This is a genomic window from Kitasatospora sp. NPDC057965 (assembly GCF_042887135.1).
Lineage (GTDB): Bacteria > Actinomycetota > Actinomycetes > Streptomycetales > Streptomycetaceae > Kitasatospora.
This window is the reverse complement of sequence record NZ_JBHVPZ010000014.1, coordinates 130,441-157,221: the sequence shown is the minus strand read 5'-3', so window position 1 is coordinate 157,221 and position 26,781 is coordinate 130,441. Positions and strand designations below refer to the sequence as shown.

Annotated in this window: 29 protein-coding genes; 17 read left to right on the top strand and 12 right to left on the bottom strand. The window is 73.4% G+C overall.

Annotated features, from left to right (window positions below; genetic code table 11):
- Positions 1–182 precede the first annotated feature (182 nt).
- The 3 genes from ACFVVU_RS19970 (at position 183) to ACFVVU_RS19960 (ending at position 2,413) form a co-directional block, all read left to right on the top strand.
- Positions 183–1,295: a Gfo/Idh/MocA family oxidoreductase gene (locus tag ACFVVU_RS19970; RefSeq protein WP_387791219.1), complete on the top strand. Its 1,113-nt coding sequence runs from the start codon at positions 183–185 to the stop codon at positions 1,293–1,295.
- A 99-nt stretch (positions 1,296–1,394) separates the two neighbouring features.
- Positions 1,395–1,880, top strand: coding sequence for a hypothetical protein (locus tag ACFVVU_RS19965; RefSeq protein ID WP_387791217.1), 486 nt, complete (start codon positions 1,395–1,397; stop codon positions 1,878–1,880).
- Positions 1,877–2,413, top strand: a complete 537-nt coding sequence (locus ACFVVU_RS19960; RefSeq protein WP_387791215.1) for a hypothetical protein — start codon at positions 1,877–1,879, stop codon at positions 2,411–2,413. Before ACFVVU_RS19965 ends, ACFVVU_RS19960 begins: the two co-directional genes overlap by 4 nt.
- 6 nt (positions 2,414–2,419) lie before the next feature.
- Here ACFVVU_RS19960 and ACFVVU_RS19955 read toward each other — a convergent pair whose 3' ends face one another.
- Both ACFVVU_RS19955 and ACFVVU_RS19950 read right to left on the bottom strand, forming a co-directional pair.
- The gene (locus ACFVVU_RS19955) at positions 2,420–2,800 is read right to left on the bottom strand and encodes a type II toxin-antitoxin system VapC family toxin (RefSeq protein WP_380715236.1); all 381 of its coding nucleotides are present in this window, start codon (positions 2,798–2,800) and stop codon (positions 2,420–2,422) included.
- A 34-nt stretch (positions 2,801–2,834) separates the two neighbouring features.
- Complete coding sequence (locus tag ACFVVU_RS19950; protein WP_355370544.1) at positions 2,835–3,122, bottom strand: type II toxin-antitoxin system prevent-host-death family antitoxin; 288 nt, start codon at positions 3,120–3,122, stop codon at positions 2,835–2,837.
- A 132-nt stretch (positions 3,123–3,254) separates the two neighbouring features.
- Between ACFVVU_RS19950 and ACFVVU_RS19945 the strand changes: the two genes are divergently transcribed.
- From ACFVVU_RS19945 to ACFVVU_RS19910, 8 genes are all read left to right on the top strand, one after another.
- Positions 3,255–3,674 (top strand): hypothetical protein, encoded by a 420-nt coding sequence (locus ACFVVU_RS19945; RefSeq protein ID WP_387791212.1) that lies wholly within the window; start codon positions 3,255–3,257, stop codon positions 3,672–3,674.
- Between the two features lie 3 nt (positions 3,675–3,677).
- A complete protein-coding gene (locus ACFVVU_RS19940) occupies positions 3,678–5,147 on the top strand; it encodes a hypothetical protein (RefSeq protein ID WP_387791211.1) in 1,470 nt (489 codons plus the stop codon).
- A 47-nt stretch (positions 5,148–5,194) separates the two neighbouring features.
- Complete coding sequence (locus ACFVVU_RS19935; protein WP_387791209.1) at positions 5,195–5,692, top strand: hypothetical protein; 498 nt, start codon at positions 5,195–5,197, stop codon at positions 5,690–5,692.
- 85 nt (positions 5,693–5,777) lie between these two features.
- On the top strand, positions 5,778–6,074 hold the full coding sequence (locus ACFVVU_RS19930; protein ID WP_380688286.1) for a DUF6412 domain-containing protein: 297 nt from the start codon (positions 5,778–5,780) through the stop codon (positions 6,072–6,074).
- 98 nt (positions 6,075–6,172) lie between these two features.
- Positions 6,173–6,886, top strand: coding sequence for a YidC/Oxa1 family membrane protein insertase (locus tag ACFVVU_RS19925; RefSeq protein WP_387791208.1), 714 nt, complete (start codon positions 6,173–6,175; stop codon positions 6,884–6,886).
- Positions 6,887–7,012: 126 nt separating this feature from the next.
- Entirely contained in the window at positions 7,013–7,783 is a 771-nt protein-coding gene (locus ACFVVU_RS19920; protein ID WP_380688282.1) for a CDP-alcohol phosphatidyltransferase family protein, read from the top strand.
- Positions 7,784–8,005: 222 nt separating this feature from the next.
- Positions 8,006–9,265, top strand: a complete 1,260-nt coding sequence (locus ACFVVU_RS19915; RefSeq protein WP_387791206.1) for a serine hydrolase domain-containing protein — start codon at positions 8,006–8,008, stop codon at positions 9,263–9,265.
- Positions 9,266–9,478: 213 nt separating this feature from the next.
- Positions 9,479–10,765, top strand: a complete 1,287-nt coding sequence (locus tag ACFVVU_RS19910; protein ID WP_387791204.1) for a serine hydrolase domain-containing protein — start codon at positions 9,479–9,481, stop codon at positions 10,763–10,765.
- A 57-nt stretch (positions 10,766–10,822) separates the two neighbouring features.
- Here the strand turns inward: ACFVVU_RS19910 and ACFVVU_RS19905 are convergent, their stop codons facing one another.
- A complete protein-coding gene (locus ACFVVU_RS19905) occupies positions 10,823–11,215 on the bottom strand; it encodes a hypothetical protein (protein ID WP_387791203.1) in 393 nt (130 codons plus the stop codon).
- Positions 11,216–11,613: 398 nt separating this feature from the next.
- A complete protein-coding gene (locus tag ACFVVU_RS19900; RefSeq protein ID WP_387791201.1) occupies positions 11,614–11,976 on the bottom strand; it encodes an ATP-binding protein in 363 nt (120 codons plus the stop codon).
- A 77-nt stretch (positions 11,977–12,053) separates the two neighbouring features.
- Here ACFVVU_RS19900 and ACFVVU_RS19895 point away from each other — a divergent pair, with 77 nt between their 5' ends.
- From ACFVVU_RS19895 to ACFVVU_RS19875, 5 genes are all read left to right on the top strand, one after another.
- On the top strand, positions 12,054–13,031 hold the full coding sequence (locus ACFVVU_RS19895) for a helix-turn-helix domain-containing protein (RefSeq protein ID WP_387791199.1): 978 nt from the start codon (positions 12,054–12,056) through the stop codon (positions 13,029–13,031).
- Positions 13,031–13,216: a DUF397 domain-containing protein gene (locus tag ACFVVU_RS19890; RefSeq protein WP_380684150.1), complete on the top strand. Its 186-nt coding sequence runs from the start codon at positions 13,031–13,033 to the stop codon at positions 13,214–13,216. Before ACFVVU_RS19895 ends, ACFVVU_RS19890 begins: the two co-directional genes overlap by 1 nt.
- Positions 13,217–13,303: 87 nt before the next feature.
- Positions 13,304–13,912, top strand: coding sequence for an RNA polymerase sigma factor (locus ACFVVU_RS19885; protein ID WP_387791198.1), 609 nt, complete (start codon positions 13,304–13,306; stop codon positions 13,910–13,912).
- Positions 13,909–14,934: a CU044_5270 family protein gene (locus tag ACFVVU_RS19880; RefSeq protein ID WP_387791196.1), complete on the top strand. Its 1,026-nt coding sequence runs from the start codon at positions 13,909–13,911 to the stop codon at positions 14,932–14,934. Before ACFVVU_RS19885 ends, ACFVVU_RS19880 begins: the two co-directional genes overlap by 4 nt.
- Before the next feature lie 115 nt (positions 14,935–15,049).
- Positions 15,050–15,712, top strand: coding sequence for a peptidase inhibitor family I36 protein (locus tag ACFVVU_RS19875; protein ID WP_380684148.1), 663 nt, complete (start codon positions 15,050–15,052; stop codon positions 15,710–15,712).
- Between the two features lie 77 nt (positions 15,713–15,789).
- On the opposite strand, the gene ACFVVU_RS19870 is transcribed toward ACFVVU_RS19875, so the two are convergent.
- Positions 15,790–17,307, bottom strand: a complete 1,518-nt coding sequence (locus tag ACFVVU_RS19870) for an MFS transporter (protein WP_380684147.1) — start codon at positions 17,305–17,307, stop codon at positions 15,790–15,792.
- 165 nt (positions 17,308–17,472) lie between these two features.
- On the opposite strand from ACFVVU_RS19870, the gene ACFVVU_RS19865 reads away from it, so the two are divergent.
- Positions 17,473–18,222 carry a TetR/AcrR family transcriptional regulator gene (locus ACFVVU_RS19865; protein ID WP_380684146.1) on the top strand — a complete coding sequence of 250 codons (750 nt, stop codon included), beginning with the start codon at positions 17,473–17,475 and terminating at the stop codon, positions 18,220–18,222.
- 307 nt (positions 18,223–18,529) lie between these two features.
- Here ACFVVU_RS19865 and ACFVVU_RS19860 read toward each other — a convergent pair whose 3' ends face one another.
- The 7 genes from ACFVVU_RS19860 to ACFVVU_RS19830 form a co-directional block, all read right to left on the bottom strand.
- Positions 18,530–19,549 carry an adenosine deaminase gene (locus ACFVVU_RS19860; RefSeq protein WP_380684155.1) on the bottom strand — a complete coding sequence of 340 codons (1,020 nt, stop codon included), beginning with the start codon at positions 19,547–19,549 and terminating at the stop codon, positions 18,530–18,532.
- A 184-nt stretch (positions 19,550–19,733) separates the two neighbouring features.
- Positions 19,734–21,029, bottom strand: a complete 1,296-nt coding sequence (locus ACFVVU_RS19855) for a DUF445 domain-containing protein (RefSeq protein ID WP_380684144.1) — start codon at positions 21,027–21,029, stop codon at positions 19,734–19,736.
- 136 nt (positions 21,030–21,165) lie between these two features.
- Positions 21,166–22,512, bottom strand: a complete 1,347-nt coding sequence (locus ACFVVU_RS19850; protein ID WP_380684143.1) for a nucleotide sugar dehydrogenase — start codon at positions 22,510–22,512, stop codon at positions 21,166–21,168.
- Positions 22,509–23,813: a glycosyltransferase family 2 protein gene (locus ACFVVU_RS19845; RefSeq protein ID WP_380684142.1), complete on the bottom strand. Its 1,305-nt coding sequence runs from the start codon at positions 23,811–23,813 to the stop codon at positions 22,509–22,511. The genes ACFVVU_RS19850 and ACFVVU_RS19845 overlap by 4 nt, the downstream gene beginning before the upstream one ends.
- 180 nt (positions 23,814–23,993) lie before the next feature.
- The gene (locus ACFVVU_RS19840) at positions 23,994–24,953 is read right to left on the bottom strand and encodes an ATP-binding cassette domain-containing protein (protein ID WP_380686806.1); all 960 of its coding nucleotides are present in this window, start codon (positions 24,951–24,953) and stop codon (positions 23,994–23,996) included.
- 31 nt (positions 24,954–24,984) lie between these two features.
- Positions 24,985–25,857, bottom strand: a complete 873-nt coding sequence (locus tag ACFVVU_RS19835) for an ABC transporter permease (protein ID WP_387791193.1) — start codon at positions 25,855–25,857, stop codon at positions 24,985–24,987.
- On the bottom strand, positions 25,850–26,728 hold the full coding sequence (locus tag ACFVVU_RS19830) for an ABC transporter permease (protein ID WP_387791191.1): 879 nt from the start codon (positions 26,726–26,728) through the stop codon (positions 25,850–25,852). The genes ACFVVU_RS19835 and ACFVVU_RS19830 overlap by 8 nt, the downstream gene beginning before the upstream one ends.
- Positions 26,729–26,781 lie beyond the last annotated feature (53 nt).

The following is a 26,781-nucleotide window of genomic DNA, read 5'->3' as shown; positions in this document are numbered from 1 at the left end:
CGATTCCCCCTTCGGCAGCAGGGTCCGACCCCGCTACCGTGAACGCCACGCCGCCGCGCCCCCCACCGCGGCGGCGGCACGGCGCCCGCCCCCGGCGCGCCCGCACGTGCCCCCTCGACGGCCCGCCCCGTGGCGGCGCCGAATCCGGGGCCGGACGGGCGCGCCGTGGTTGAGTAGGCCGCATGACGACCTCCGCGCGCCCCGTCCCGCCGACCGGCCCCTCCGGCGGCCACCCGCCCTTCCGCGTCGGTCTGATCGGCTACGGCCTGGCCGGCTCCGCCTTCCACGCCCCGCTCATCGCCACCACCCCCGGGCTCCGGCTGGACGCGGTGGTCACCGCCAACCCGGAGCGCCGGGAGCAGCTGCGGCGCGAGCACCCCGGGGCGCGCGCCCTCGACACGCCCGAGCAGCTGCTCGCCGACCCGGAGGCGCTCGACCTGGTCGTCATCGCCTCCCCCAACCGCACCCACGCCCCGCTCGCCCGCGCCGCCCTGACCGCCGGGCTGGCCACCGTGGTCGACAAGCCGCTGGCCGGGACCGCCGCCGAGGCCGGCGCACTCTGCGCGCTCGCCGAGTCGAGCGGCACCCTGCTCACCGTCTTCCAGAACCGCCGCTGGGACGGCGACTTCCTCACCGCCGCCCGGCTGGTCCGCGAGGGCGCGCTCGGCCGGGTGCACCGCTTCGAGTCGCGCTTCGAGCGCTTCCGGCCCAAGCCCAAGGCGGGCTGGCGCGAGCTCGCCGACCCGGCCGAGGTCGGCGGCACCTTCTACGACCTGGGCAGCCACCTCGTCGACCAGGCGCTCACGCTCTTCGGGCCGGCCGACACGGTGTACGCCGAGATCGACATCCGGCGTGACGGCGCGGTGGTCGACGACGACGCCTTCCTCGCCCTCACCCACGCCGACGGCACCCGCTCCCACCTGTGGACCAGCGCCGTGGCCCCGCTCGTCGGCCCGCACCTGCGGGTCCTCGGCGACACCGCCGGGTACGTCAAGTGGGGCATGGACCCGCAGGAGGCCGCGCTGCGCTCCGGGCTGCGCCCCGACCCCGCCGCCGCGACCCCCTGGGGCACCGAGGACCCCGCCCGCGACGGCGTCCTCGGCACCGACGAGTCCGCCGTGACGGTGCCCACCGACCCCGGCGACTACCCCGCCTTCTACGCGGGCGTCGCCGCCGCCCTGGCCACCCCCGGCACCCCGCCGCCGGTCGACCCGCGCGACGCCGTCGCCGCCCTCACCGTCCTGGAGGCCGCCCGCGCCTCCGCCGCCACCGGCACCACCGTCCGTCTCGGCTGACCCGGGCCCCGGCCCCGGCCCGACCGGGTCACTGAACTCCGCTGAACTCGGCCCGCCGGCCCTGTCGGCCCGCTCCCCCGTCCGCCTACGCTGCACCCCATGCGGAGCTGGGAGCAGCGGTACCGGAAGGGCCTGAGCGACAGCGCGGAGCAGCGGCGGCGGGCAAGGGCCGACGCGGTCGCCCTGCGGCGCCGCAGCTGGGCCCGGGGCGAGAACGTGCACGGGACGCCGGTCACGGTGACCACCCCGGACGGCCGGCCGGTCGGCCTGCGGGTCGTGTGGGCCGGCGCCGGACTGCCCGCCGACGGAGAGCCCGACAAGCGCCGGACCGGCGACCGCTTCCTCGCCGGCCTCCTCGGGCTCCTCGCCGCGCTGTGGGAGCTCGTCGGCGCCCTCGCCCTCCTGGCGCTCGCCCTGCGGTGGCTGTTCGTCGAACTGACCGGCCGCCCGCACTACGCCGTCATCGCCACCGCCGACGGCACCCCCGTCGCCGTCCACCGCACCCGCCGCCGCGGGCAGGCCCTGATCGCCGCGTCGGCGCTCGCCGACCGGATCGAACACGACGGCACCGCCGCCCTCGCGTGACGGGGGGCGGGGAGCAGCGCCGCCGGGAGCGGGAGTGGACCGCCGAGTTCGAACGACGGGCGGCGGCGGCCGACGCGGCGCGGGCGGAGCGCGCGCGGACCGAGCGCGCGGCTGCCCTGCGGGCGGCCTGGGCGCGCGGCGAGCGCGGCGAGCGTCATGCGTTCACCGAGGTCGGCGGCCCGGACGGCGGTGAGCCGGTGCGGATCGCGGTGGTCTGGCTCGGCCGCTTCCGGGCCGTGGCCAGGGCCTGCCGCCCGTCGGCCTCGGGAGGCGGCATGATCACCGACGGGCTGGGCCTCGTCCTCCTGCTGCCGGTCCTGCTGCTGCTGGGGCTCGACCACGGCCTCCGCCTGCTGTTCCTGCGGCTGTCCGGCCGGCCGCGCTGGGCCGTCGTCGCCGCCGTGGGAGCGGGCGGAAAGCCCGTGGTCGTGCACCGCGGGCGCGACCGGCGGCCCGCCGCCCTCGCCGCGGCGGCGCTGGCCGAGCGCGTCGAGCGGGAGGGCGCGGCGGCCCTGCGGACCGCGGGCGGCTGAGCGGGGTCAGACGCCGATGACCTCGACCGCCGAGCCCAGCCCCTTGAAGTCCGCGACGTTGCGCGTGTACAGCGGCAGGCCGTGCGCGGAGGCGATCGCGGCGATCATCAGATCGATCCGGCGCGGACGCGGCTGCCGCCCGGCGGCGATGGTCAGGGTCACCAGGGTCCCGTAGCGGGCGGCGGCGGCCGCGTCGAAGGGCAGCGGCTCGAAGTCCGCCATCGCCGCGCCCAGCACCTCCATCCGGGCCGCCCGGCTGATCGGGTCGCGGGCCATGGAGACGCCCTGCTGCAGCTCGGCGAAGGTGATCGCGGTCAGCTCCGGCACGGCCGGCAGGTCGGCCGGACTGAGCAGCGCCAGGTCGATGTAGACACACGTGTCCAGCACCCCGGCGGGCCGCCGCCGGGGGCCCCGCCGCCGCTCAGCCACGCCGCGGCCGCTCGAACGGGTCGCCGTCCTCGTCCCCGACCAGCTCCTCCGGGCCGAAGTCCTCCTCGGCCTCCTTGCGCATCTGCTGGTAGTCCACCCGCGGCAGCTTCACGTGCCGCGCCACCAACTCCTCCGCCGTGAGCCGCCGCCGCCCCACGACCGGCCGCAGCTCCGCGACCTCGACCCCGTTCCTGGTGATGTGGAAGGTCTCCCCCGCCTCCACGGCGTCCATCACCGCGGCGGAGTTGTTCCGGAACTCCCGCTGGGTAATCGTCTTCATCCTCCCAAGGTAGCCCCGCGTAGCACCCGCGGCTACACCTCGCGCTCGATCCGATCCAATAAATCGATCGCACGGACGCCGGCCATCCGTTACGGTACGCACACGAGCAGTCACACCGGGGGGGTTCCGATCGTGAGCGACACCACCGAGGCACAGCGGAATCCATGGCTCTACGGCCAGGACGGACCGCCCTCCGGGATCCCAGGCCCCGGCAGCGGAGCGGGTCCCTGGGCGAACGGTCCCTCCGCCGGTGCTCCGGTCACCGTGGAACCCGCCGCACTCCGTCGGGCCGCCGGAGCGGCCCGCCACCTCCAGGGCGAACTGCGGTACGCCGTCGGCCACGCGGAGCCGGACACCGAAGCGGCCGCCCGGGCCCTGTCCACCGACTCCTTCGCCTCGGGCGCCGCGCTCACCCAGGTACTCGCCTGGTGGAAGGCCCGGTGGACCAGCCTGGACAACCGCCTCGGGCTGACCGCGGACCGGCTGGAGGCCACCGCCGGTGCCTACCGCTCGGCGGACGCGTCCGCCGCCTCCCCGTTCAAGGCGCAGTGAGCCATGGTGACCTTCGCGCAGCTCCGGCACGCCACCTTCGAGTCGCTGGACAAGGCCGGGGACACCTGGAACGGCGTCGCCGGCCACACCGAACAGATCGCCGGCCAGATCCGGTCCGGCGTCCTGCAACCGCTCACCGGCGTCGCGCCGGGCTCCCTCGCTCCCGGCGGGACCCGCGCCTGGACCGGCGTCGCGGCCGACGAGGCCACCCGTGAGATCGGACTGCTCGCCGACGAGCTGACCGCCTTCCACTACGAGGCCCTCGCCGTCACCGCCGCCCTGCGCCGGGCCAGGTCCGCCTTCGAGGCGGCTCGGCAGACCCTGCTGCGCGCCATCGGCGACGCCGAGGCCCTCGGCGCCACCGTGGCCGCCGACGGCACCGTCACGCTGCCGCCGCTGCCGCCCGAGGACCGCAACGATCCGGACGCGATCGCCTACCGGCGGCGGAAGTGGGACGAACTCCAGCAGTACGTCGAGGCCATGCGGAAGGCCGTGTCGGCCGCCACCGAGGCCGACACCACGGCCACGGCCACCCTCCGCGCCCTCGACCCCACCGAGGTCGACCCGGCGACCCGGCCGGGGGCCGTGGACAACGCCAAGGCCGATGTCATCGGCGCTGTCGGTATGCCGAAGGACCGCAAGGACGTCCCGGCCTGGTGGGCGGCGGTGGACCCCGCCATCCGCTCACAACTGATGGAGCTGACACCGGATCGCCTCATCGAGGCCGGAATCCTGGACCCGACCTATGTGTGGTCGCCACCGACCGACGGCGCGGGCCCGTTCAACGTCCGCGAGCCCGGCGCCGGGGAACGGTCCTTCCGTGCCTTCGCCGGCCTGCTCGTCGCCGGCGGCGACTTCAAAGGGAATACGGACGCGGCCCGTCACCTGCAGCACTTCCTCGACGCGACCGGCGAGCCGCTGACCGTGGATGTCGACCGCATGCTGCGCGACGATCCGGGTTTCCGCGTCCACGTGGACTCCCTGCTGGCCACGAACGACGCTGCGTGGCGGGAGACCGCGCTGGCCGCCTACCGGGAGGCGGGTGGCGCGCCGGTCGCCGTCCCGGTGGAAACCCCGCGCAGTCGGACCAACGACTACACGTTCCCGCAGGGCAGCCAGTCGAACTGGTTCACCGCTGTGGGCAGCCAAGCGTGTGTGGTGTCGGGCCTGGTCACGGTGAGACCGGGGTCCGACGGCAAGCCTGCGGTAGCGATGCAGTACCAGGTCAATGTGTGGGACCGGTACAACTGGGACTCGGGCAAGAGCACGAACATCGCCGGTATCAGCGTCTCGGACTCGGACATGCAGGGCCTCCACCAGACGGGCCTGGCACAGGAGTACAACTTGAGCGGCCGAAGTACACCGTCGACGCGGACGGTGAGTGACACCGGGCCGGTCCTGCCTGCGGGCACGGGTGAGCGGTACGCCGACCGGGAGGGCGGGCGTACCGACGCCGGGAGGGAGACACGGTGACCTCCACGTCACGAGCCTCAGCAACGACCGGCCGCTCCCGTCGGCGGTTGCTGATCGGCGGATTCACGGCGCTGGTCGTGCTGGTGGCCGCCGCCGTGGGCGGCCTCTACTGGCTGGACTACGAGTCTCGCCATCCCGAGCCCGACAGTGGGCGGCCAGGCGCCTGGATGTCCACGAGCGCGGACGAGGTGTCCCGCTTCGCCCATGTGGGAATCCCGGCCGCGGCGATCGACATCCGGTGGGGCTACCAGAACGGGTTCCAGGACGACTTCGCCGTCCTCGCGTTCCGGGTGCCGCAGGCCGGACTGGAGGATTTCAAGGGCACCCTCACTGTCTCGGGCTGGGCCGAGAGCAGGTACGTCCAGGGCGTGGATCTGGCCGGCTTCCAGCACGTGGGTGCACCCGATCCATCGAGCACGCTCCCGCTGACCTGCGGGGACTTCTATTCACCGGGTCCGGCCAAGCAGATCGGCACGCGCGTCTGCTTGGCCGCGCGGGACGACGGGACGAGCCAGGTGTGGGTCAGCGCCTTCCAGACGTCCTGAACCGGGAACCTTCGCGGGGGTTCGGTCGTCTTCTGCCCTGACAGAGCTGATGCACGGGTCCGGAGCGCACAGGGAGGGCGGGGACGTGACGGTGATCGCGATGCTGCTCGGGGTGCTCCGGGTGCTGAGTGGGGAGTGGCTCGCCGAGGGTGGCGGGTCGCTGACCTCGGTGGCGGCCGCGGCGGCCGTGGTGCTGGTGGCCGGGGCGGTCGCGGGGGCGCTGGTCGTCGCGCGGCTGCTGGGGGCGCGGGCGCCCGCGAGCGTGCGGAGCGGGGTGCTGCGCAGGCGCGCCTTCCGGACGGCGTTCCTTCCGCAGCGCGATCCGGACGCCCGGGGCCGACGGCGCCCGAGGGCGCCGGGGGCGGCCCCGGCGGCCGCGTAGTCCCGTCCCGGAAGCAGTCCCTTCCCGGCACGCCGCACAAGCGCGGCCGTCCTCCGCCGACCACTCGTACCCCGAGGCCCCGGAGGGCTCACCCCGTCATGTCCGTCTTCGCTGTTCTCGACCCGGCCGTCGGCCTGGCCCACGACATCGTCGCCGCGCTCGCGCACGTCGTCCCGACCGCGCTCGCGATCGTCCTGTTCACCGTCTGCGTCCGGTTGGCGCTGCACCCGCTGGCGCGGGCGGCGGCCCGCGGCGAGAAGTCGCGCGCCCGGCTGGCGCCGCGGGTCGCCGAGCTGAACCGCAAGCACAAGGGCCGCCCGGAGAAGCTCCAGGCGGCGCTCGCCGAGCTGTACCGGGAGGAGAAGGCCTCGCCGTTCGCGGGGTGCCTGCCGATGCTGGTGCAGATCCCGTTCTTCTCGGTGATGTACCGGCTGTTCACCACGCCGAACGACCTGCTCGGCCACACCCTGTTCGGCGCCCCGCTCGGTCTGCACGTGGGCCAGGTCCAGGGCGCGGGGCAGTGGGCGGTGTTCGCCGTGCTGTACGCGGGCCTGGCGGCGGTGGCGTACGCCGGTTTCCGGCGGGCCCGGCGCGCGCAGGCCGCGCAGGCGGCCAAGGCGGTGCCGGGCACGCCGCCGCAGCCGGGGCCGGCGTTCCTGCCGTACCTGTCCTTCGGCACGGTGCTGTTCGCGGCCCTCGTGCCGCTGGCGGCCGGGGTCTACCTGCTGACCACCACCACCTGGACCGCCGTCGAGCGCGCCTGGCTGTACCGGGACGGCGCGCCGGAGCCGGCGGGCGTCGCCCTGGTGTGACGCCCGGGTCGGCCGGCCGGCCCGGCCTCCTCTAGCCTGTGTGATCGTTTGGACCGGTCGGGCCGGACGATCACACAGGTGAGATCACGCGGGTGAGATCACACGGGCGAAGGGAAGGGTCGGATCATGGCGGTCGCTGCTCCGGCGTTGGCCGAGTTGCGGGAGGTCTGCCAGCCGCAGGCGAAGCTGGCGAGCCGCAACGGGGAGCACTGGGCGGGGCGGCTCTACATGCGCGCCGTGTCGCTGCGGGTCACCCGGCAGCTGGTGCGGACCTCGGTGTCGCCCAACACCCTGACCTGGGTGATGGTGGTCTGCGGGGTGGGTGCCGGGGCGGCGCTGCTGATCCCCGGGCTGCCGGGTGCGGTGCTGGCGGTGGTGCTGATGCAGGGCTTCCTGCTGTTCGACTGCGTGGACGGCGAGGTGGCTCGCTGGAAGCGGCAGTTCAGCATCGCCGGGGTGTACGTCGACCGGCTCGGCGCGTACCTGGCGGACGCGGCGCTGATGATCGGCGCGGGTGTCCGGGCGGCCCGGGGCGGTTCGGAGCTGTGGGTGTCGGTGGGTCTGGCGGCCGCGCTGGGCGTGGTGCTGCTGAAGGCGTCGACCGACCTGGTGGACGTGGCACGGGCGCGCAGCGGGATGGCACCGGCGAACGAGGAGTCGACGCAGCCCCGCTCGCAGGGCATCGCGACGGCGCGACGGCTGGCGTCGGTGTTCAAGATCCACCGGGTGACCAACGGGATCGAGGCCTCGCTGGTGCTGCTGGCGGCGGCGGTCGTGGACGCGGTGGTCGGCAACACCGACCCGACGCAGGCGACGGTCGCCGCGATCACCGTGATCACCTGGGGGATGGTGGTCGCGCACCTGGCGTCGATCCTGTCCTCCTCCCGGCTGCGCTGAGCCGGACGTAGGACGGCTTCGGGACGGCGCGCCGACCTGCGGGGCGGCGCGCCGTCAAGCGTCCACGCGGTGATTCGGGGGCGCGCAACCCCCCTCTCCGGTCGCACGGCGAACCGTCCTCGGGGGCCACGGCGATGCCCCCGGAGGACGACGCGGGCCGGTCGGGCCGGGTGCGAACGTGGCTTCAGGGGACCGGAGTTCGGGCCCCGGGGAGGGATCACCATGAACGTCACCCGCACCGCCCGCGCCGGCCGCCGCACCGTGCGGCTCGCCGCCGTCGCACTGGCCGGCGTCACCGTCGTCGCGCTCGCCCCGACGGCGGCGACGGCCGCCGGCGGCACGGACGCACCGCCCGCCGTATCGGCCGACGCCGCCGCCCGGGTCGACCCGAGCCCCGAGCTGCGGGCCATCGTCGAACGCGGCGCCTCGACCGCCGCGTTCGGCGAGGCGCGCGAGAACGGCCGCCGGGTCTGGCGCGACGCCGCCGGGGTCGCCGACCTCGACTCGCAGCGCCCGGCCCGCGCCGACGGCCGGTTCCGGATCGGCAGCGTCACCAAGACCTTCGTCTCCACGGTCACGCTCCAGCTCGCCGACGAGGGGAAGCTCCGGCTGGACGACCCGGTCGAGCGCTACCTGCCGGGTGTCGTCCCGAACGGCGGCGTGATCACCCTGCGGCAACTGCTCAACCACACCAGCGGCTTGTACGACTACCTGTCGGACCCTCGTTTCCTCTTCGAGGACGAGGCGAGCCTGCGCAGCTACCTCGCCGACCGCCGCTGGAAGACCTGGACCCCGACCCAGCTGATCGAGGTGGGCACACAGGGGACGCCGTACTTCCCGCCCGGGCAGGGCTGGCACTACTCGAACACCAACTACGTCCTCATCGGCGAGGTGATCCGCAAGGTCACCGGGCACAACTGGCGCAGCGAGGTGGACCGGCGGATCGTCAAGCCGCTGCACCTGAACGACACCACGTTCGCGGGCGCCCGGACGGGAATCCCCGGACCGCACGCGCACGGCTACGCCAAGCTGCCGGAGGGCCCGGCCGACATCACGCTGATCAACCCGAGTTTCGGCGACGCGGCCGGCGACGGCATCTCCACCACCGCCGACCTCAACCGCTTCCACGCCGCGCTGTTCGGCGGGAGGCTGCTGTCGCCGGCCCGGCTCGCCGAGATGACGACGGCCGTCCCGGCGCCACTGATCTTCGCGCACTACGGGCTGGGCCTGATCCGGTACGACCTGTCCTGCGGCGAGGCCTGGGGCCACACCGGCGGGATACCGGGCTACAACACGCTGTGGCTCGGGGCGAAGGACGGCACCCGACAGTTCTCGCTCTCCTTCAACCTCACCCAGGGGTCCGAGACCGATGACACCTTCACCACGCTGAACGCCTTCATCGAGAAGGCGTCGTGCGGCTCGGCCGGCGCCGCCACCCCGGACGCGCGCACGGCGAACTCGCCGTTCACGCCGCTGCCTTGAGCGACCGGCCGGGCGGGGACACACGGGCGTCAAGCCCGCTGATGCCGATTAGCCATCGCGGCCACCCCCGCCGTTCGACCGGGTCCCGGGATACCGCCGATGGACTGCCGGAGGCCTCCGAGGCAATCCGCAGGACGACGCGGGGCGGGTAGGGCGGATGCGAGTCTGAGTGACACGAGGGCCCGAGGTCCGGGCCGGGGAGGGTGGATCGGCATGGCGTTCATTCAGGCTCAAGCACCGCGCAGACGTGGCCGGTTGGGAAAGCGGCTGGCGGCCGTCGCACTGGCCGGGGCGAGCGTCGTCGCACTCGCCCCGGCGGCGACGGCCGCGGCGGCGGACTCACCCGCCGGGGTCGACGCCCACAGGGGAGGCGTCGATGCCCGGGCGGAGCTGCGGGCGTTCATCGCGGACGGCTCCTCGACGGCCGCGTTCGCCGAGGTCCGACAGGACGGCCGCCGGATCTGGCAGGGCGCCGCCGGCACGTCCGACCTGGCCACCGGGCAGCCGGTCAGGCCGGACGGCCGGTTCCGGATCGGCAGCGTCACCAAGTCGTTCGTATCGACGGTCGTGCTCCAGCTGGTCGCCGAGGGCAGGCTGCGGCTGGACGACCCGGTGGAGCGCCACCTCCCGGGCCTCGTCCCGAACGGCGGCGCGATCAGCGTGCGCCAACTGCTCAATCACACCAGCGGATTGTTCGACTACCTGGAGGACCCGCAGTTCTTCTACCGGGACGAGGCAAGCCTGCGCGACTGGGTCCACGGGCCGAGCCGGTGGCAGGACTACCGGCCGGAGCAACTGGTCGCGATCGGCTTCTCGCACGCGCCGTACTTCGCGCCGGGGCAGGGCTGGAAGTACTCGAACACCAACTACGTGCTGGCCGGGATGCTGATCCGGAAGCTGACCGGGCACAGCTGGCAGAGCGAGGTCGAGCGGCGGATCGTCCGGCCGCTGCACCTCGACGACACGACCTTCCCCCGGTCCGAGACCGGCGTGCGCGGCCCGCACGCCCACGCGTACGCCAAGCTGGCGGAGGGCCCGGCGGACATCACCCGGCTGAACCCGACCGTCGCCGACGCGGCGGGCAACGGGATCTCCACGCCCGCCGACCTCAACCGCTTCCACGCCGCCCTGTTCGGCGGCAAGCTGCTGCGGCCGGCCGAGCAGGCCGAGCTGACGCGGACGGTGCCGACCGGCTCGGGGCACTCGTTCTACGGACTCGGCGTCGCCAAGGCCGACTTCGGCTGCGGCCCGCTGTGGGGCCACGACGGCGGCCTGCCGGGCTGGGGCACGCTGCTGTTCGGCACGGCGGACGGGAAGCGGCAGGTCGCACTGTCGTACAACCCGTACGAGGGCACGGACCAGTCGGGCCTCGACGAGGCCGTCGTCAACGTGGCGATCAAGACGCTGTGCGGCGCGCAGGCTCCGGCCGGCGCGGTCGCGGACGCGACGGCGGGGCTGTCGGCCCTGCGGGGCGCGGGCGCACTGGGCGCCACGCGCTGACCGGCGACCGGGCCGCCGACCGCTGGACCGTCCGCCCCGCGAGCGGCGGACGGTGCGTCAGGGGCGCACAAGATCGAAGGAGTTACTGGCGCCCGTGGACCGGAGGACGTGCTTCCCGCTGTCGGTGAGGTGGTTCACGAACGTGAGGGTGCATCGCAGGGGCCACTGGATGCTGACCGTCACCAGGTGGTCGGATTCCGGGTCCTGGCGGTAGCGCCAGGCTCCCTCCGTCACCTTCACCGCGCTCGCCGTGGAAGGGGATCCGGGATCCTCGCAAGCGGACGCCGGTATCGCGGAAGACCGGCCGAGCCGTCCGCCCTCCAGCAGCTCCAGTTGGGCATCGGTCGGCCCCTCCGCCACCCATCGGCCCGCCGGGCTCGGCGGCGGGTCGGTGGAGAGGAGGGAGGGGAGCACGAGGAAGGCGCCGAGCGCCAGGAGGAACGCCAACACGACGGCGGGGACGGCATACTGCCTTGATTTCGACACGCCGGGGAGGGTAGCAGCGTGGATCTCCGGCCCCGGAGTGCGCTCCGGGGAGGAGGTTCGACCAGCCGATCGGCAGGTGGACGAGGGGAGTTCGGCACCGGGACGATGATCGGGCCACGGTCGTCGTCATCCTGCCCACCCCCTGCGGCGGCGATGGCGGGGCAACGGCGGTGGCGGATGCGTCCGACCTGGCCGACCGGGCAGCCGGTCAGGTCGGGCGCGCGCCGCCCCGGGCGAGGGCTACTCGGGTATGCGGTGGTCGCGGTCGCGGCGGTGGGGGTCGTGGAGGGAGTCGGATCGAAGCCGGCAGACCGCGCCGACGATCGCCGCGGTGATGATGAGGGCGAGGAGACCGAGCATGGTCAGGCCGCGTGGTCGAGCTCGAACCAGACCAGCTTGCCGAGCTTTTGGGGCTCGGCGCCCCAGCGGTGGGTGAGGCCCTGGACGAGCTGGAGGCCCCGGCCGGATTCGGCGAGCCCGGCGGGGGTGCGGGGGTCGGGGAGGTCGGAGGAGTTGTCGGCGACCGAGACCCGGAGCGTGCGGTCGAGGATGAGGACGAGGACGACGGGCGAGTCCGTGCGGCCGTGACGCCAGGCGTTGACGATCAGTTCGACGAGCGCGAGTTCGGCGTCGGCGATGAGGTCGGGCCGGAAGCCGGCGAGGTTCATGACGGAACGGAGCGCCTCGCGGGAGACGGTGAGGGCGGGGGTGTTGCGGTTACACATGGGGACTCCCAGCGGTGTAGGTGGGGGCGCACCGGACGGAGGCATGAGGGTGCCAACTGCCCGGGTCGGGGAGGTTGATGACAATCCGTCCGGTGAGCGGTGCATCACAGACTGTAGAGCATCGGGCGGTACTTGTACCGCCAATGTCGAGACTTGTACCGTCAATCGCGGCTGGACTCGCACAACGCTCGCGGTGGATGCTTGGGCGCATGCCACCAACCCCAAGTGCACGAAGGCAGCGGGTCGGCATCGAGCTGCGAAAGATGCGAGATGCCGCCGGCACGACCACTGCCGAGGCCTCCACGGTCCTCGGCGTGGACCGCACGAAGATCACACTGATCGAGCAGGCCCTCTATGCGGTGACACCCGAGAGAGTCACCGCACTTGCCCGCAAGTACGGCGAGACCGACGACGGGTTCGTCTCGGCGCTTGCGACGATGGCGGGTGATCGCTCCAAGGGGTGGTGGGAGGAATACCGGGGAGTCGTGCCGCTCGGATTCCTCGACCTTGCCGAGCAGGAGTACTACGCAAGGGCTACGCAGTCCTATCAGATCTGCCACCCGCCCGGCCCCATGCAGTCCGAGCGGTACAGCAGGGCCATCTTCCGGGATGCCCAGCCGCCACTGACTCCGCGGATAGTCGAAACGCGTGTCGAACATCGCATGCGACGGGCCGAGGTCCTCATGGCGGAAGGCGCGCCGCCCTACACCGCGATCGTGCACGAGGCTGCGCTCCGCATGCAGTTCGGCGGACGCGAAGTGCTGCGTGAACAGTTGAACTGGATGCTGGAACTGTCGGAGCGTTCGCACATCACGCTTCGCGTCATCAGCTTCGACGCCGGGGGATTCAAGGGTTCCGGACAAGCCCTGATCTACATGAACGGCCCGGTCCCGCGACTCGACACCGTCCAGTACGACACTGTCGAGGGTCCGACGTTCCTGCACACAACGGAACATCTGGAGAGGTATCGCGGACTCATGAAAGTGATGACCGATCGATCGCTCTCCGTGGACGGCTCTCGCGACCTGATTTCAAAGATCAAGAAGGAGCTCTGATGGAAGAACTCTCCTGGACACGGCCGTCGTCGTGCGCTAACGCCAACAACTGCCCGGAGGTGGCCATAGCCGACGACGCCGTCTACCTACGGAGCAGTCTTCAGCCGTCCGCCATAGCCCGGCTGACCCTCTCGGAGTGGCGGGACCTCCTATCCGGGGTCCGCAACGGGGAGTTCGACGTCTGACCCTCTCCTCCCTCCCCCTCCCAATTTCCTCAAACTTCCCTGGAACCGCCCCCGTCCTGCGGACACCAGATCTGCGTGGAGTTCTCCTTGTCCAGTAAGCAGACGCAGGCCGGCGAGCGCCAGCTGTTCGCCGAGCTCTACGATCAGCACGCTCGCACGGTCTTCGCGCACGCGTACAGATCCACCGGGGACCGCGACCTCGCGGACGACATCGTCTCCCTCACCTTCCTCGAAGCCTGGCGGCTCCGCCGGAAGCTCCGCGACGAAGTCCTCCACCCCCGTGCCTGGCTGCTGGCCATCGCCACCAACGTGCTCCGCAACACCGCCCGCACCGCCCGCCGGCACCGCGACGCCATGTCCCGGCTCCCCCGCCGCGACCCGATCCCCGACTTCGCCGACGAGGTCGTCAGCCGGATCACCGACGCCAACACGGCCGCCGCCGCCGTCCGGGCACTCGACCAGCTCGGCGGCCCGGACCGCGAGGTCTTCACCCTCGTCGTCTGGGCCGGCCTCGGTTACGCCGAGACCGCCCGGGCACTCGGCATACCCGTCGGAACCGTCCGCTCCCGGCTCTCACGGGTCCGGGACAAGCTCCGCCGGATCGTCGACGCCGAGGATCCCCCCGTGCCACGCCGGAGGGCCGGCCTCGCCATCAGCCATCAGTCCGTGGGCCACCACCAGGAAAGGCGGCCATGAGCAATACGCGCACCAACCACTCCGAGTGGAACGAACACAGCGAGCGCCGTGAACTCGCCCGGCTGCTCCCCCCGCCGCCCCACCCGGAACCCTCCCCCTCCCACCTGGCCGCCCGCCGCGACGTCCTGCTCGCCGAGTTCGGCCGCCCCCGCCCCTTCTCCGCCCTCACCGCCCGCTGGCGCAGCCTGGCCGTCGTCACCGCCGTCGCCACCGCCGCCGCCATCACCGCCGCCGCCCTCGCCCCCGACACCACCACCTCGCGGGCCCCCTCGCCGCCCGCCACCGCCGCGTCCGTCGAACTCCTCGACCGGATCGCCAGGGTCGCCTACGCCCAGCCGCAGCCCCCGGCCCAGGACAACCAGTTCACGTACCTCCGGACGGTCTCCCACAGCCGCAGCCTCACCGAGGCCCCCGACGGCAGCATGGCGCGCGCCGACCTCACCACCCACACCGAGCGCTGGACCTCGGTGGACGGCACTCGGACCGGTCTCGAACGCCGCAACGGCGCCGAGACCCAGCTCCCCTACACCACCGGCTCGATGGGCTCCCGCACCTACCGCCTGCTGTCCACCATGCCGACCGACCCCGACGCCCTGCTGAAGCAGATCTACGCCAACGCCCGGCTGAACCACGGCTCCGGCTCGGCGTCGAGCACCGGGGCGGACCACGAGGCCTTCATCACCATCGGTGACCTCCTGCGCGACGTGGTCGCCCCGCCCCAGGTGAGCTCCGCGCTCTACCGCGCCGCCGCCCGCATCCCCGGAGTGGTGACCGTCGACGACTCGGTCGACGCCACCGGCCGGCACGGGGTGGCCGTGGCCCGGGTGAACGACGGCCGGCGCTTCGAGTGGATCTTCGACCCCGCGACCCTGGGGCTGCTCGGCACCCGCACCGTCCTGATCCGGGACGGAGTGTGGGGCAGCGCCGGTGACGAGGTGGACTCCACCGCCGTGCTCGCCCAGTGCATCGTCGGCGCCCTCGGCGAGGCAGCTCCCGCGGCGGCTGCGGAATCAAGCCATTGAGCCAATTCGGCCAGCCATTGTCCGGTCCTCGTCGGAACTATTGTGCGAACGGCCGATCGGGCGTTGGGTCGTGGCAGCACAGTCCTGCCACGACTCATCAGGGGAGAAGTTGACCGTGCGTTCCTCCCGCATGCTCGCCGTCGTCACCGCGGCCGCCGGCGCGCTCGCGCTGGCGGCACCGGCGGCCACGGCGGCACCCGTACCGTCCGCACCGGCGGTCGCGTCCGCCGACGCCCAGCAGTCCGCCGGTCCGGCGAAGGCAACGCCGTCCAAGCCGGTGATCGCCACCTACAAGGGCCGGAGGATCGACCTGGCCAAGGGGTGGGACGGTGCGCGCGTCTGCACCGAGGTGACGAGCGGTGCCGTCTACTGCCACGACAGCGTCGCCGAGGCCGACCAGGCCATCGCCACCATCGACCCGGTGCTCGCCCAGGCCGCCAAGGCCGCACCGGCCCCGGCCGCCGGCGTCGTGCTGTCGCCGGCCTCGCCGTCGGAGTGCGGCTCCGGCTACGCCTGCCTCTGGGAGCACTCCACCTACACCGGCGTCCTGCTGCGCTGGTCACAGCCGGGCACCAAGTACCTCTCCGACTGGTCGTTCCGCGACCAGGCCAGCGCCGCCTGCGCGTTCCGCTCCGGCGGCATGACGATCTACGACGAGCGCACCCTGCAGCCGGACCCCTCGTTCTACGTGGGCAACGGCTCCTGCTACGACCTCGGGCCCGCTCCCTACCCGTACGGCGGCTACTGGAACGACAAGGCGGACTACGTCGTCCTGTAGTCCCCTCCCCCGGCGACGCCCGAAGGCCGGCCCCCCTCCCCGGGGTACCGGCCTTCGTCGCGTTCGCCCTCCCCGCGTCACACCGCCAGTTCGGCGACGTCCTCCTTCGGCGCCTCCGGGGCCTGCGCGCCGCCCGCCTTCTTGTTCCGCAGCACCACCGCCGCCAGCAGCGCCGCCGCCAGGACGCCCGCCGCGCTCACCGTCAGGGTGGTGGACATCGCCGAGGTGAACGCCTCCCGGGCCGCGTGGGCCAGGCCCGCGTCGCCCTTGGCCCCGGCCTCGGCCAGCGCGCCGACGATCGACTGCGAGGCCTGCTCGGAGCTGCCCGCCGGCATCTTGTCCGCGTAGCCGCTCGCCAGCAGCGAGCCCAGGATCGCGATGCCGAGCGCGGTGCCCGCCTGCTGGATGGTGTCGTTCAGGGCCGAACCGACGCCCGCCTTCTCCGGCGGGATCTCCCCCATCAGCGCACCGACCGCGGCCGGCATCGCGAGGCCGGCGCCCAGGCCGAGCAGGGCCAGCGCCACCGCCGGGACGGTGAAGCCGGTGTCCGCGTCGACCGTGCTGAGCAGGACGAACGAGCCGGCCATCATCGCCATGCCGACCAGGACCAGCGGCCGGAAGCCGACCTTCGCGGTCAGACCGGCGCCCGCGCCGTTGCCGACCAGCGCGGCGACCGCCATCGGCACGAAGGCCAGGCCCGCCTTGACCGGCGAGTAGTCCAGCACGAACTGCAGGTACTGGGTGAGCACCAGCAGCAGGCCGCCGTTGCCGATCTGGACCAGGGTCAGCGAGAGCGAGCCGCCGCTGAAGTTGCGCTTGCGGAAGAGCGCCAGCGGGACCATCGGCTCCGCCACCACGTTCTGCCAGACCACGAAGCCGCCGAGCGCCACGACCGCCACCACCAGGGAGACCAGCGAGTTGCCACCGAACGCGCCGTGCTTCGGGATCTCGATGATCCACCAGATCAGCGCGGTCATGCCGACCGCCGAGAGGACCGCGCCCAGCGGGTCGGGCTTCTGCCACGGGCCCCGGGACTCGGGCATCAGGACCAGGGCGGCGGTGATCGCCAGCACCACCACCGGCACGTTGATGAAGAAGATCGAGTGCCAGGAGAAGTGGTCGATCAGCACCCCGCCGAGCACCGGGCTGCCGACCAGGCCGAGCATCGAGACCGACCCCCAGGCCGCCATCGCCTTGCCGCGCTCGTCCTCCTCGAAGACGGTGATGAGGATCGACAGGGTCGAGGGCATGATCAGCGCCCCGCCGACGCCCATCGCCACCCGGCTCGCGATGACCTCCCCGGGGTTGGTGCAGAGCGTCGCCGCCAGCGAGGCCGCCCCGAAGAGCAGCAGGCCGATGATCATGACCTTCCGCCGGCCGAACCGGTCGCCGAGGCTTCCGGAGGTCAGCAGCAGGCCCGCGAAGACCAGGATGTAGGAGTCGAGGATCCACTGCGTGTCCTGCGCGGTGGCCTTCAGGTCCTCGGTCATCGACGGCACCGCCACGGTCAGCGCCATGCTGTCGACCACCAGGACGAGCGTGCTGAGGCACAGCACGATCAGGATCCACCAGCGCCGCGGGTTACGGCCTTCCATGTTTTTTTCCCCTCCGAAGTACGACACTGCGAACGATGTTCCGTCGATGCGCACACTGTACGCATGGAGGAACAGTGTGCGCAATCCTGTTTCCTGTACGCTGCCTGCGAACGGTGTACGCAGGAATTTCGCCCCGCACCGATGCCCCCGAAGGAGGACCGGCCGATGGCCGCCAAGTCGAATCCGATCCCGTCCGTGTGGGCCCGCCCGCAGCGCGAGCCCGAACAGCCCGCGCTCAACCGGGACGCGATCGTCCGCGAGGCGATCGCCGTGCTCGACGCCGACGGGGTCGAGGCGCTCTCGATGCGCAAGCTCGGCGCCCGCCTCAACGCCGGCGCGACCTCCCTCTACCGGCACGTCGCCACCAAGGACGAGCTGATCGAACTCGCGCTGGACGAGGTCTTCGGCGAGATCCCCGTCCCGGACCCCGGCGCCTCCGACTGGCGGGCCGACATCACCGCGACCTGCCAGGCCTTCCGGGCCACCACGCTGCGCCACCGCTGGCTGGGGTCCGTCATCGGCCAGGCCGGACTCGTCTACCTGGGCCCCAACCTGGTCGCCATCTCCGAGCGGATGGCCGCGCTGTTCTCCGCCGTCGGCTTCCCGGAGCCGTCCCGGGCCATCGAGACCGTGCTCTCCTACGTCCTCGGGATGAGCACCTCGGAGGCCGCCTTCCTGACCACGGTGATGCGCAGCGGCCGAACCGAGGCCGAGTTCATCGCCGGACTGATGCCCTCCGCCCAGGAGGCGGTGGCCGGGCACGAGTTCCTCGCCGAGGCCTTCGCCGACGCCGCGGCCGACGCCGCGGCCGCCGCGGACCCGGCCACCCTGCGGAACGCGAAGTTCGACTACGGCCTGGACGTCATCCTCGACGGACTGGCGCTCCGCCTGCCCGGCCGGCAGGGCGACTCCTAGCGGACCCGGCCCGCGCAGCGCAGCCCCGGCCGATGCCGACGGTGGCGCCGTGGGTGGCGCCATGAGCGCCACCCACGGCACCGACGGCACCGGGGCCGCGAACTCCGGGTCCGCCCACGAGCGCGTGGTGGAGGTTGTCGATGTGCGGCGTGCGACCCATGGCCAGAGCATGGCACACCAGTGATGCCATGTCGAGTCTTTTTGGCACCATCAAGTGATGCCACTCGGCCAGAACGTGGCACCAGTGGCATGCCGAGGGCCCCGCCGGCACTCGCCGACGGGGCCCGAAGGAGCGGAAAACCTCAGGTCAGCCCTGACGCCACCGCGTCAGGTGGGCGTCGATCTCGCCCGCCAGCCGGGCCTTGCCCGACACATCGAGGAAGGACGCCTCCACCGCGTTCTTCGCCAGCGCGGCCACCCCGGCCTCGTCCAGGCCGAGCAGCCGGGCCGCCACCGCGTACTCGGTGTTGAGGTCGGTGCCGAACATCGGCGGGTCGTCGCTGTTGACGGTCACCAGCAGCCCGGCGTCGACCATCCGCTTGATCGGGTGGTCCTCGATCCGCTCCACCGCGCGGGTGGCGATGTTGGAGGTCGGGCAGACCTCCAGCGGGATCCGGTGCTCGCCCAGGTGGTCGAGCAGCGCCGGGTCGGCGACCGCCTGGGTGCCGTGGCCGATGCGCTCGGCGCCGAGCACCCGCAGCGCGTCCCAGACCGTCTCCGGCCCGGTGGTCTCGCCCGCGTGCGGGACGCTGCGCAGGCCGGCCGCCCGCGCCCGGTCGAAGTACGGCTTGAACTGCGGGCGCGGGACGCCGATCTCCGGACCGCCGAGGCCGAAGCTGACCAGGCCCTCGGGGGCGAGGTCGACGGCGAGCCGGGCGGTCTCCTCGGCGGCGGCCAGTCCGGCCTCGCCGGGGATGTCGAAGCACCAGCGGAGCACCACCCCGAGGTCCTTCTCGGCGCGCACCCGGGCGTCCTCGATGGCCTCCATGAAGGCGACGTCGGGGATGCCCCGGCTGACCGAGGAGTAGGGAGTGACGGTCAGCTCCGCGTAGCGGATGTTCTGCCGGGCCATGTCCTCGGCGACGCCGTAGGTCAGGGCGCGGACGTCCTCGGCGTCGCGGATCAGGTCCACCACGCTCAGGTAGACCTCGATGAAGTGCGCGAAGTCGGTGAAGGTGAAGTACTCGGCGAGGGCCTGCGGGTCGGTGGGCACCTTGGCCCCGCCCCGGTGGCGGGCGGCCAGCTCGGCGACCACGCGCGGCGAGGCCGACCCGACGTGGTGGACGTGCAGTTCCGCCTTGGGCATCGCGGCGATGAACGCCTCGATGGAGCGGTCCGCGGGGGCCGCGAGGGTCGCGGGAGCGCTGGCACTGGGGGTTCCGATCCGACTTCCGTCCGGCTGGACCACGGTGGGTGCCCTTCTTCTCTGAGGCTGAGGTCTGAGGTCTGAGGTCTGAGGTGAGGATCTACGCGCGTTTCTGGTGGTGCAGGAAAGGATAAGCAGCCCGGGCTCAGCCGCCGAGCGCGACCGCCACGGTGTGGATCAGCAGCCCGGCCAGCGCGCCGACGACCGTGCCGTTGATCCGGATGAACTGGAGGTCCCGCCCGACGTTGGCCTCGATCTTGCGCGAGGCGTCCTCGGCGTCCCAGCCCGCCACCGTCTCGGAGATCAGCGAGGTGATCTCGGTCCGGTAGGTGTCGACCAGGTACTGGGCGGCGTCCTGGAGCCAGCCGTCCACCTTGGCCTGGAGCTTCGGATCGGTGGCCAGACGCGTGCCGAAGCTGCGCACGCCCTCGCGGATGCGCCGGCGCAGCTCGCTCTCCTCGTCCTCCGCGGCGTTCAGCACCAGCGAGCGGACGGCGGCCCAGGTGGAGGCGATGAGGTCCTGCACCTCGGGCCGGGCGAGCAGTTCGCCCTTGGCCCGCTCGACCCGGGCGATGGTCTCCGGGTCGGTCTGCAGCTCGGTGGCGAAGTCGGCGAGGAACTTGTCGATCGCGCCGCGCGCCGGGTGCTCCTGGTCGTCCCGGATGTCGGTGACGAAGCGCATCAGCTCCTTGTAGACCCGCTCGCCGACCTGGTGGTCGATGAACTTCGGGGTCCAGCCCGGGGTCTTCTGGGTGACCCGCTCGACCACCTCGGCGTGGTTGTCGGTGAGCCAGTCGTGCGCCCGGACCGCGATCAGGTCGACCACCCCGTGGTGGCCGCCGTCCGCGACCACCTTGCCGAGCATCCGGCCGGCCGGCTCGGCGACCGAGGTGGCGGCGGCACGGCGGGTGACCGCCTCGGCGACGACCGCCTGCACGTCGTCGTCGCGCAGCACCGCGAGCACCCCGCGCAGCGCCGCCGAGGCCTCCTTGGTGACCCGCTCGGCGCTGCCGGGCGCGGCCAGCCACTCGCCGAGCCGCCGGGCGATGCCGAGCGCGGCGAGCCGGCCGCGCACCACGTGTCCGGAGAGGAAGTTCTCGCCGACGAAGTCGCCGAGCGAGCGGCCGAAGGCGTCCTTCTTGGTCGGGATGATCGCGGTGTGCGGGATCGGCAGGCCGAAGGGGCGGCGGAACAGCGCCGTCACCGCGAACCAGTCGGCCAGCGCGCCGACCATGCCGGCCTCGGCGGCGGCGGCCAGATAGCCCGCCCAGGCGCCGGCGCCGGCCGCCTTCGCCCAGGTGGCCAGGGCGAAGACCAGGGTCGCGAGGGCCAGCAGGCCGGTCGCGATGGTCTTCATCCGGCGGACGCCGCGTCTCTTCTCCTCGTCGGCCGCGGTGAACCGCATTCCGGGGCCGGTCCCGCTGAAGGCTTCGTCGCTCACCCCGCCAGTCTGCCCGCTGCCCGGCGCGAACGGACGGCGCGCCCGGGTAACGCGTGCCCCGCCGGTGCCGCGCCCGCCGGCGTGCAGCCCTCCCGGACCCGAGGAGGTCAGCGCGGAGGTCAGCGCGGACGCGGCGTCACGCGCCCCCGAGCACGATCCGGCGCACCCCGGCCACGCCCGTCCAGCGGGCCGGATCGGTGCACCGTCGGCCGTCCAGCAGCACCCGGACGCCCGGCAGATCGGCCGGGGCCAGCTCCCGGTACTCCGGGTGGTCCGCCTGGAGCACCGCCGCCACCACCGGCTCGCCGGCGTACGGGGGCAGGCCCAGCGCCGTCAGCTCCGCCGCCGGGTACAGCGGATCGGCCACGTACGGCCGGGCCCCGGCCGCGCGCACTGCCTCCACCAGCGGGAACACCCCCGAGTACGCGGTCTCCTTGACCCCGCCCCGGTAGGCGGCCCCGAGCACCAGCACGCCCTGCCCGGCGAGCCCGCCGTCCAGCGCGCCGTCCAGCACCCCGACCGCGTACGCCGGCATCTCCAGGTTGGCCGCCCGCGCCGCGCCGACCACCGTCGCCGAGGGGTCGTTCCACAGGTAGAGCCGCGGGTAGACCGGGATGCAGTGGCCGCCGACCGCGATGCCCGGCCGGTGCAGATGGCTGAACGGCTGCGAGTTGCAGGCGTCCGCGACCGCCGCGAAGTCCACCCCGATCCGGTCCGCGTACCGGGCGAACTGGTTGGCGAGCGCGATGTTGACGTCCCGGTAGGTGGTCTCGGCGAGCTTGGCGAACTCGGCCGCCTCGGCGGACTCCAGCTCCCAGACGCCGTTCGGCCGGCCGAGGGCGTCCAGGTCCGGACGCGGGTCGAAGTCCAGCACCGCCCGGTAGAACGCGGCGCCGCGCCGGGTGGCGGCCGGGTCGGTCCCGCCGACCAGCTTGGGGTAGCGGCGCAGGTCGGCGAAGACCCGGCCGGTGCGCACCCGCTCCGGGCTGAAGACCAGCGCGAAGTCCCGGCCGGGGACGAGGCCCGAGCCGGCCGCCAGCCGCGGTGCCCAGCGACCCCGGGTGACGCCGACCGGCAGGGTGGTCTCGTAGCTGACCAGCGTGCCCCGGCGCAGCCCGGCCGCGACGGCGTCGGTGGCGGCGTCGAGCAGGGCGAAGTCGGGGGCGCCGTCGGCGGTGGTGACCAGCGGGACGACCAGGACGACGGCCTCGGCGCCGGCGACGGCCGCCGCGGTGTCGGTGGTGGCGCAGAGCCGTCCCCCGGCGACCACCCGCTTGAGCGCCTCGTCCAGGCCGGCCTCCCGGGGGAACGGCGGCCGGCCCTGGTTGACGGCCTCGACGACCGGCGGGGCGAGGTCGGCGCCGGTCACCCGGTGGCCCTTGGCGGCGAACTGCACGGCGAGCGGCAGGCCGAGCTTGCCGAGGCCCACCACGCAGACGTCGAGCGGCCGGTCGGCGGGCGGCCGGATGACGAGCGGGGTCACCGGCCGCCCCCGTTCGCGGCGGAGCCGGACCGGGCCACCGCGTTCGCCAGCCGGCGCCAGGCCGGGTGGCGGCGCAGCCGCCGGCGCACCCGGACCGGCACCGCGCCGCGCCACAGCTGCTGCACCAGGGTGGGCGGCGGCGCGGCCGGTTCGCCCGGGGGCTCGGCCGCCTCGGCGGACGGCCCGGGCGCCGCGAGCGCCTCCTCCCCCAGCAGGAACAGCGCGTCCGCCAGTTCCGGCAGGCCGCCCCGGAAGGCCGGGTAGCCCGCGTACCGGCGCCGCACCCCGTCCGCCCCGTCCTCGGTCACCACCGGCGGCGCGCCGTGCTCCGCCTCGTACCCGATCAGCTCGCACAGCGCGCCGTACTCCCCGCGGGCGGCCAGCTCCAGCCGGACCCGGTCCGCCGCGGCGAGCCGGTGGTACACCTCGTGGGCGGCGAAGCGCCGGACGAGTTCGCCGACTCCGGCGACGACCTCCTCGCGCTGCCCCGCGTCGAGCGCCAGGAGGTCGGACCCGAGCAGCTGCGGCACCTCCCAGCCGAAGTGCCGCGCCCTGATCGCGTCCAGCTGCCCGCCGGGCGCGGCGAGTTCGGCGGCCACCCACTGAACCGCCGCGACGCCCCGGATCCGGTCCAGCGCCCCGGCCCGCTGGGTGACGTTGCCGCGGTCCTCGCGCAGCACCAGGAAGTAGTGGTCGTCGTCGGCGAGCACGGAGATCCGGCGGGCGCGCAGGCAGGCGGCGAGGGTGAAGGGCTGGTCGGAGTAGACCTTGAGCTCCTCCTTGCGGGCCAGGTTGTGCCGCCGGAGGAGGTCCAGCCGGAACAGCTTGGTGTCGGCGAGCGCCCAGGCGAGGGCCGAGTCCTCGAAGCCGACCGAGGCGCGGGTGGCGTCGAAGATGCCCTGCGGGACCAGCCGCCCGTTCACCCCGACCTGCTTGGGGATCAGCACGTCCGACTCCCAGGCGTCGGCGGCGGTCACCATCCGTTCCAGGGCCTCGTCGCCGAGCCAGTCGTCGGCGCCGAGGAAGAACACGTACCGGCCGCGGGCCAGCGCCAGGCCGCGGTTGGTCGGGGCGGCCGGGCCGCCGGAGTTGGCCTGGTGGACCACCGTGAACAGCCCGGGGTGCCGGCCCGCGTAGGCGTCGAGCAGCTCGCCGCCGCCGTCCGTGGAGCCGTCGTCGACCGCGACCACCTCCATGCGCGCGGGCCCGATGCTCTGCCGGACCAGGGAGTCCAGGCAGGCGGTCAGGTACGGCAGGGTGTTGTAGACCGCGATCACCACGGTCACGTCGGGTACGGTCATCGGGCGCTGCCCTCCGGTGCGCGGGTCGCCAGGACGGTGCCCGGCGCCGCGCCGCCCGTGGAACGGGACGGGCGGCGCGGCGCCGGGCGATGAAACGGTCAACTAGGCGGCGCGGCACGGGGTCACGTCCGCCACCCGCACGAGCGAGCGACACCGGACGCCCGTTCCCCGGTCGAAGGCTCAGCCGATGGCGGCCTCCGCGTACATCCGGGCGATCACGTCCTCGATGGCGGGCTCGCGCACCGAGAGGTCGACCAGCGGGTAGCGGGCGGCGACGGCCGCCACCAGCGGGGCGGCGCTCTGCTGGGCCGGGAAGGCCAGCCACTGGCGCGGGCCCTCGACCCGGACCACCCGGGCGCCGGGCACCTCGATCGGCGGCCCGGCCTCGGCCAGGTCGACGACCAGGGTCCGCTCGCTGTCGCCGACCGCGTGCAGGCCGTCGAGACCGCCGTCGTAGACGACCCGGCCGTGGTCGATCACCATGACCCGGTCGCAGAGCTGCTCGATGTCGGTGAGGTCGTGCGTGGTGAGCAGCACGGTGGTGCCGCGCTCGCGGTTGACCTCGCGCAGGAAGTCGCGCACCTTGCCCTTGCTGACCACGTCCAGGCCGATGGTCGGCTCGTCCAGGTAGAGCACGGCGGGGTCGTGCAGCAGGGCGGCGGCGAGGTCGCCGCGCATCCGCTGGCCGAGCGAGAGCTGGCGCACGGGCGTGTCGAGCAGCGCGCCGAGGTCGAGCAGTTCGACGCAGCGTTGCAGGTTGGCGCGATATCGGTGCTCGGGGATCCGGTAGAGCCGGCGGGCGAGTTCGTAGGAGTCGCGCAGCGGGAGGTCCCACCAGAGGGTGGTGCGCTGGCCGAAGACGACGCCGATCCGGCGGGCCAGCGCGACCCGTTCACGGGCCGGGTCGACGCCGGCGACGCGCAGCCGGCCGGCGGTGGGGACGAGGATGCCGGTCAGCATCTTGATGGTGGTGGACTTGCCGGCGCCGTTGGGGCCGATGTAGCCGACGCACTCGCCGGCCCGGACGGTGAAGGTCAGTCCGTCGACGGCGCGCACCTCGCGCTTCTCCCGCTTCAGCCGGCCGGCCTTGGCGCGGACGGTGAAGGTGCGGCGGACGTCGTCGAGTTCGATCAGTGTCATGGTGGTTCCCAGGTCCAGAGGGGTGGAGGGGTCAGCCGCCGGCGCCGCGGTAGGCGCGCAGTCCGATCCGCCAGGCGAGGCCGGCCGCGGCCAGGGAGAGGACGGCGGCCAGGGGCGAGGCGAACTGGAAGGCGGTCGGCAGGCCCAGCGGGTCGGGCTTGTCCAGGATCCGCAACGCGGGCAGCCAGTTGACGAAGGCCAGCGGCACGCCGAAGACGGTGCCGGCGACCAGCTCCTTGGCGAAGACGGTCGGCGGGTAGTGCAGCAGGGTGGCGCCGCCGTAGGTGAAGGAGTTCTGCAGCTCCCTGGCCTCGCCCCACCAGAACTGGAGGCTGGCGAAACCGATGAAGACCGCGCTGAAGATCAGGGTGCCGCAGACCACCAGCACGGGGACCAGCAGCACCCGGTCCCAGGTCCAGTGGGTGTCCAGCGCGGCCAGTGCCCAGGCCAGCACGGCCGCCGCCTGGAGGGGCCGGCCGAGCCGGCGCAGCGAGAACCGTTCGGCGCAGAGCTGGGCGAGCGCGGGTGCGGGCCGGACCAGCATGACGTCGAGCGTGCCGGTGCGGATCCGCTCGCCGAGGGCGTCGATGGAGCCGACGAAGAGGTTGGCCAGGCCGAGGGCGAGGGCCGAGGTGCCGTAGAGGAAGCCGAGTTCGGACAGGTTCCAGCCGCCGAGGCTGTCGGTGTGCCGGAACATCAGGATGATCACCACGAAGTCGAGGAAGGTGACCACGAGGTTGGCGCCGAGCATCATCACGAACGAGGCCCGGTAGGACATGATCGCCCTGGTCCACATGCCGGCGACGAGCCACCAGGAGCGCAGCGCCCAGGCCGTGCGGGCGGTCAGCGGCTCACGGGCGGTGCCGGGCAGCGGCTCACGGGTCATGACGGCCTGGTCAGCCACCCTGGACCACCACCTTGCGGGTCGCCAGCAGCTGGAGCAGCCGGCCGGCCGCGAGCAGCACCACGGCCCAGGCGAGCTGGAAGCCCAGCGCGCCGAGCAGTTCGGTGCCGGTGGCACGCTCCAGGAAGACGTCGGTGGGCACCTTGATCAGGGCCGCCCAGGGCAGCAGCGGGGCGAGGGTGCCGAGCCAGCCGGGGAAGAGCGCGAGCGGCAGCAGCATCCCGGAGAAGAACAGCGACACCACCATCAGCACCGACTGCACGCCCTCCGAGTCGTGCAGCCAGAAGCCGGTGAGCGAGACGAGGAAGCGCAGCCCGAAGCTGACCACCACCGCGAGCAGCGTGGCGAGCAGGAACGCCGGCCAGGTCAGCGGGTGTTCGGGCATCCGGGTGTGGAAGACCAGGGCGCCGGCGAGCGTCGGCGGCACGCCCCGGGCGAGCAGTTCGAAGCCGGCCCGGCCGAGGTCGGTGGCCAGCCACCAGCCCTGGAAGTCCACCGGCCGGTAGAGGTCGATGGCGATGTCGCCGCTGCGGAAGCGCTCCTGGACGTCGTCCTGGAAGCCGCCGCCCATGACGGCGACGGTGGCCAGCAGGGCCTGACTGACCCAGATGTAGGTGACGGCGGCGGCCTCGTCGTAGCCGCCGAGGCCGGGGCGGGCGTGCCAGAGGGCGAGGAAGGTGTAGGCGAGGATGAAGCCGAAGACGGTGTTGGTGAAGGCGCCGGCCAGGGTGGCGGCCCGATAGGTGGAGAAGCGGCGGAAGGCGCCGCGGACGACGGCGGCGTACAGGAGTAAGGCGGCCCGCGCGCCGCCGGGAGCGCCGCCGGGATCGGGGGGACGGAGCTCGGCCTGCGGTGGCCCAAGCCTCTGCATATTGTCTCCTTATCGACAAATGGCGGTACAGGGAGACCCCTGTCCGCGCGGCA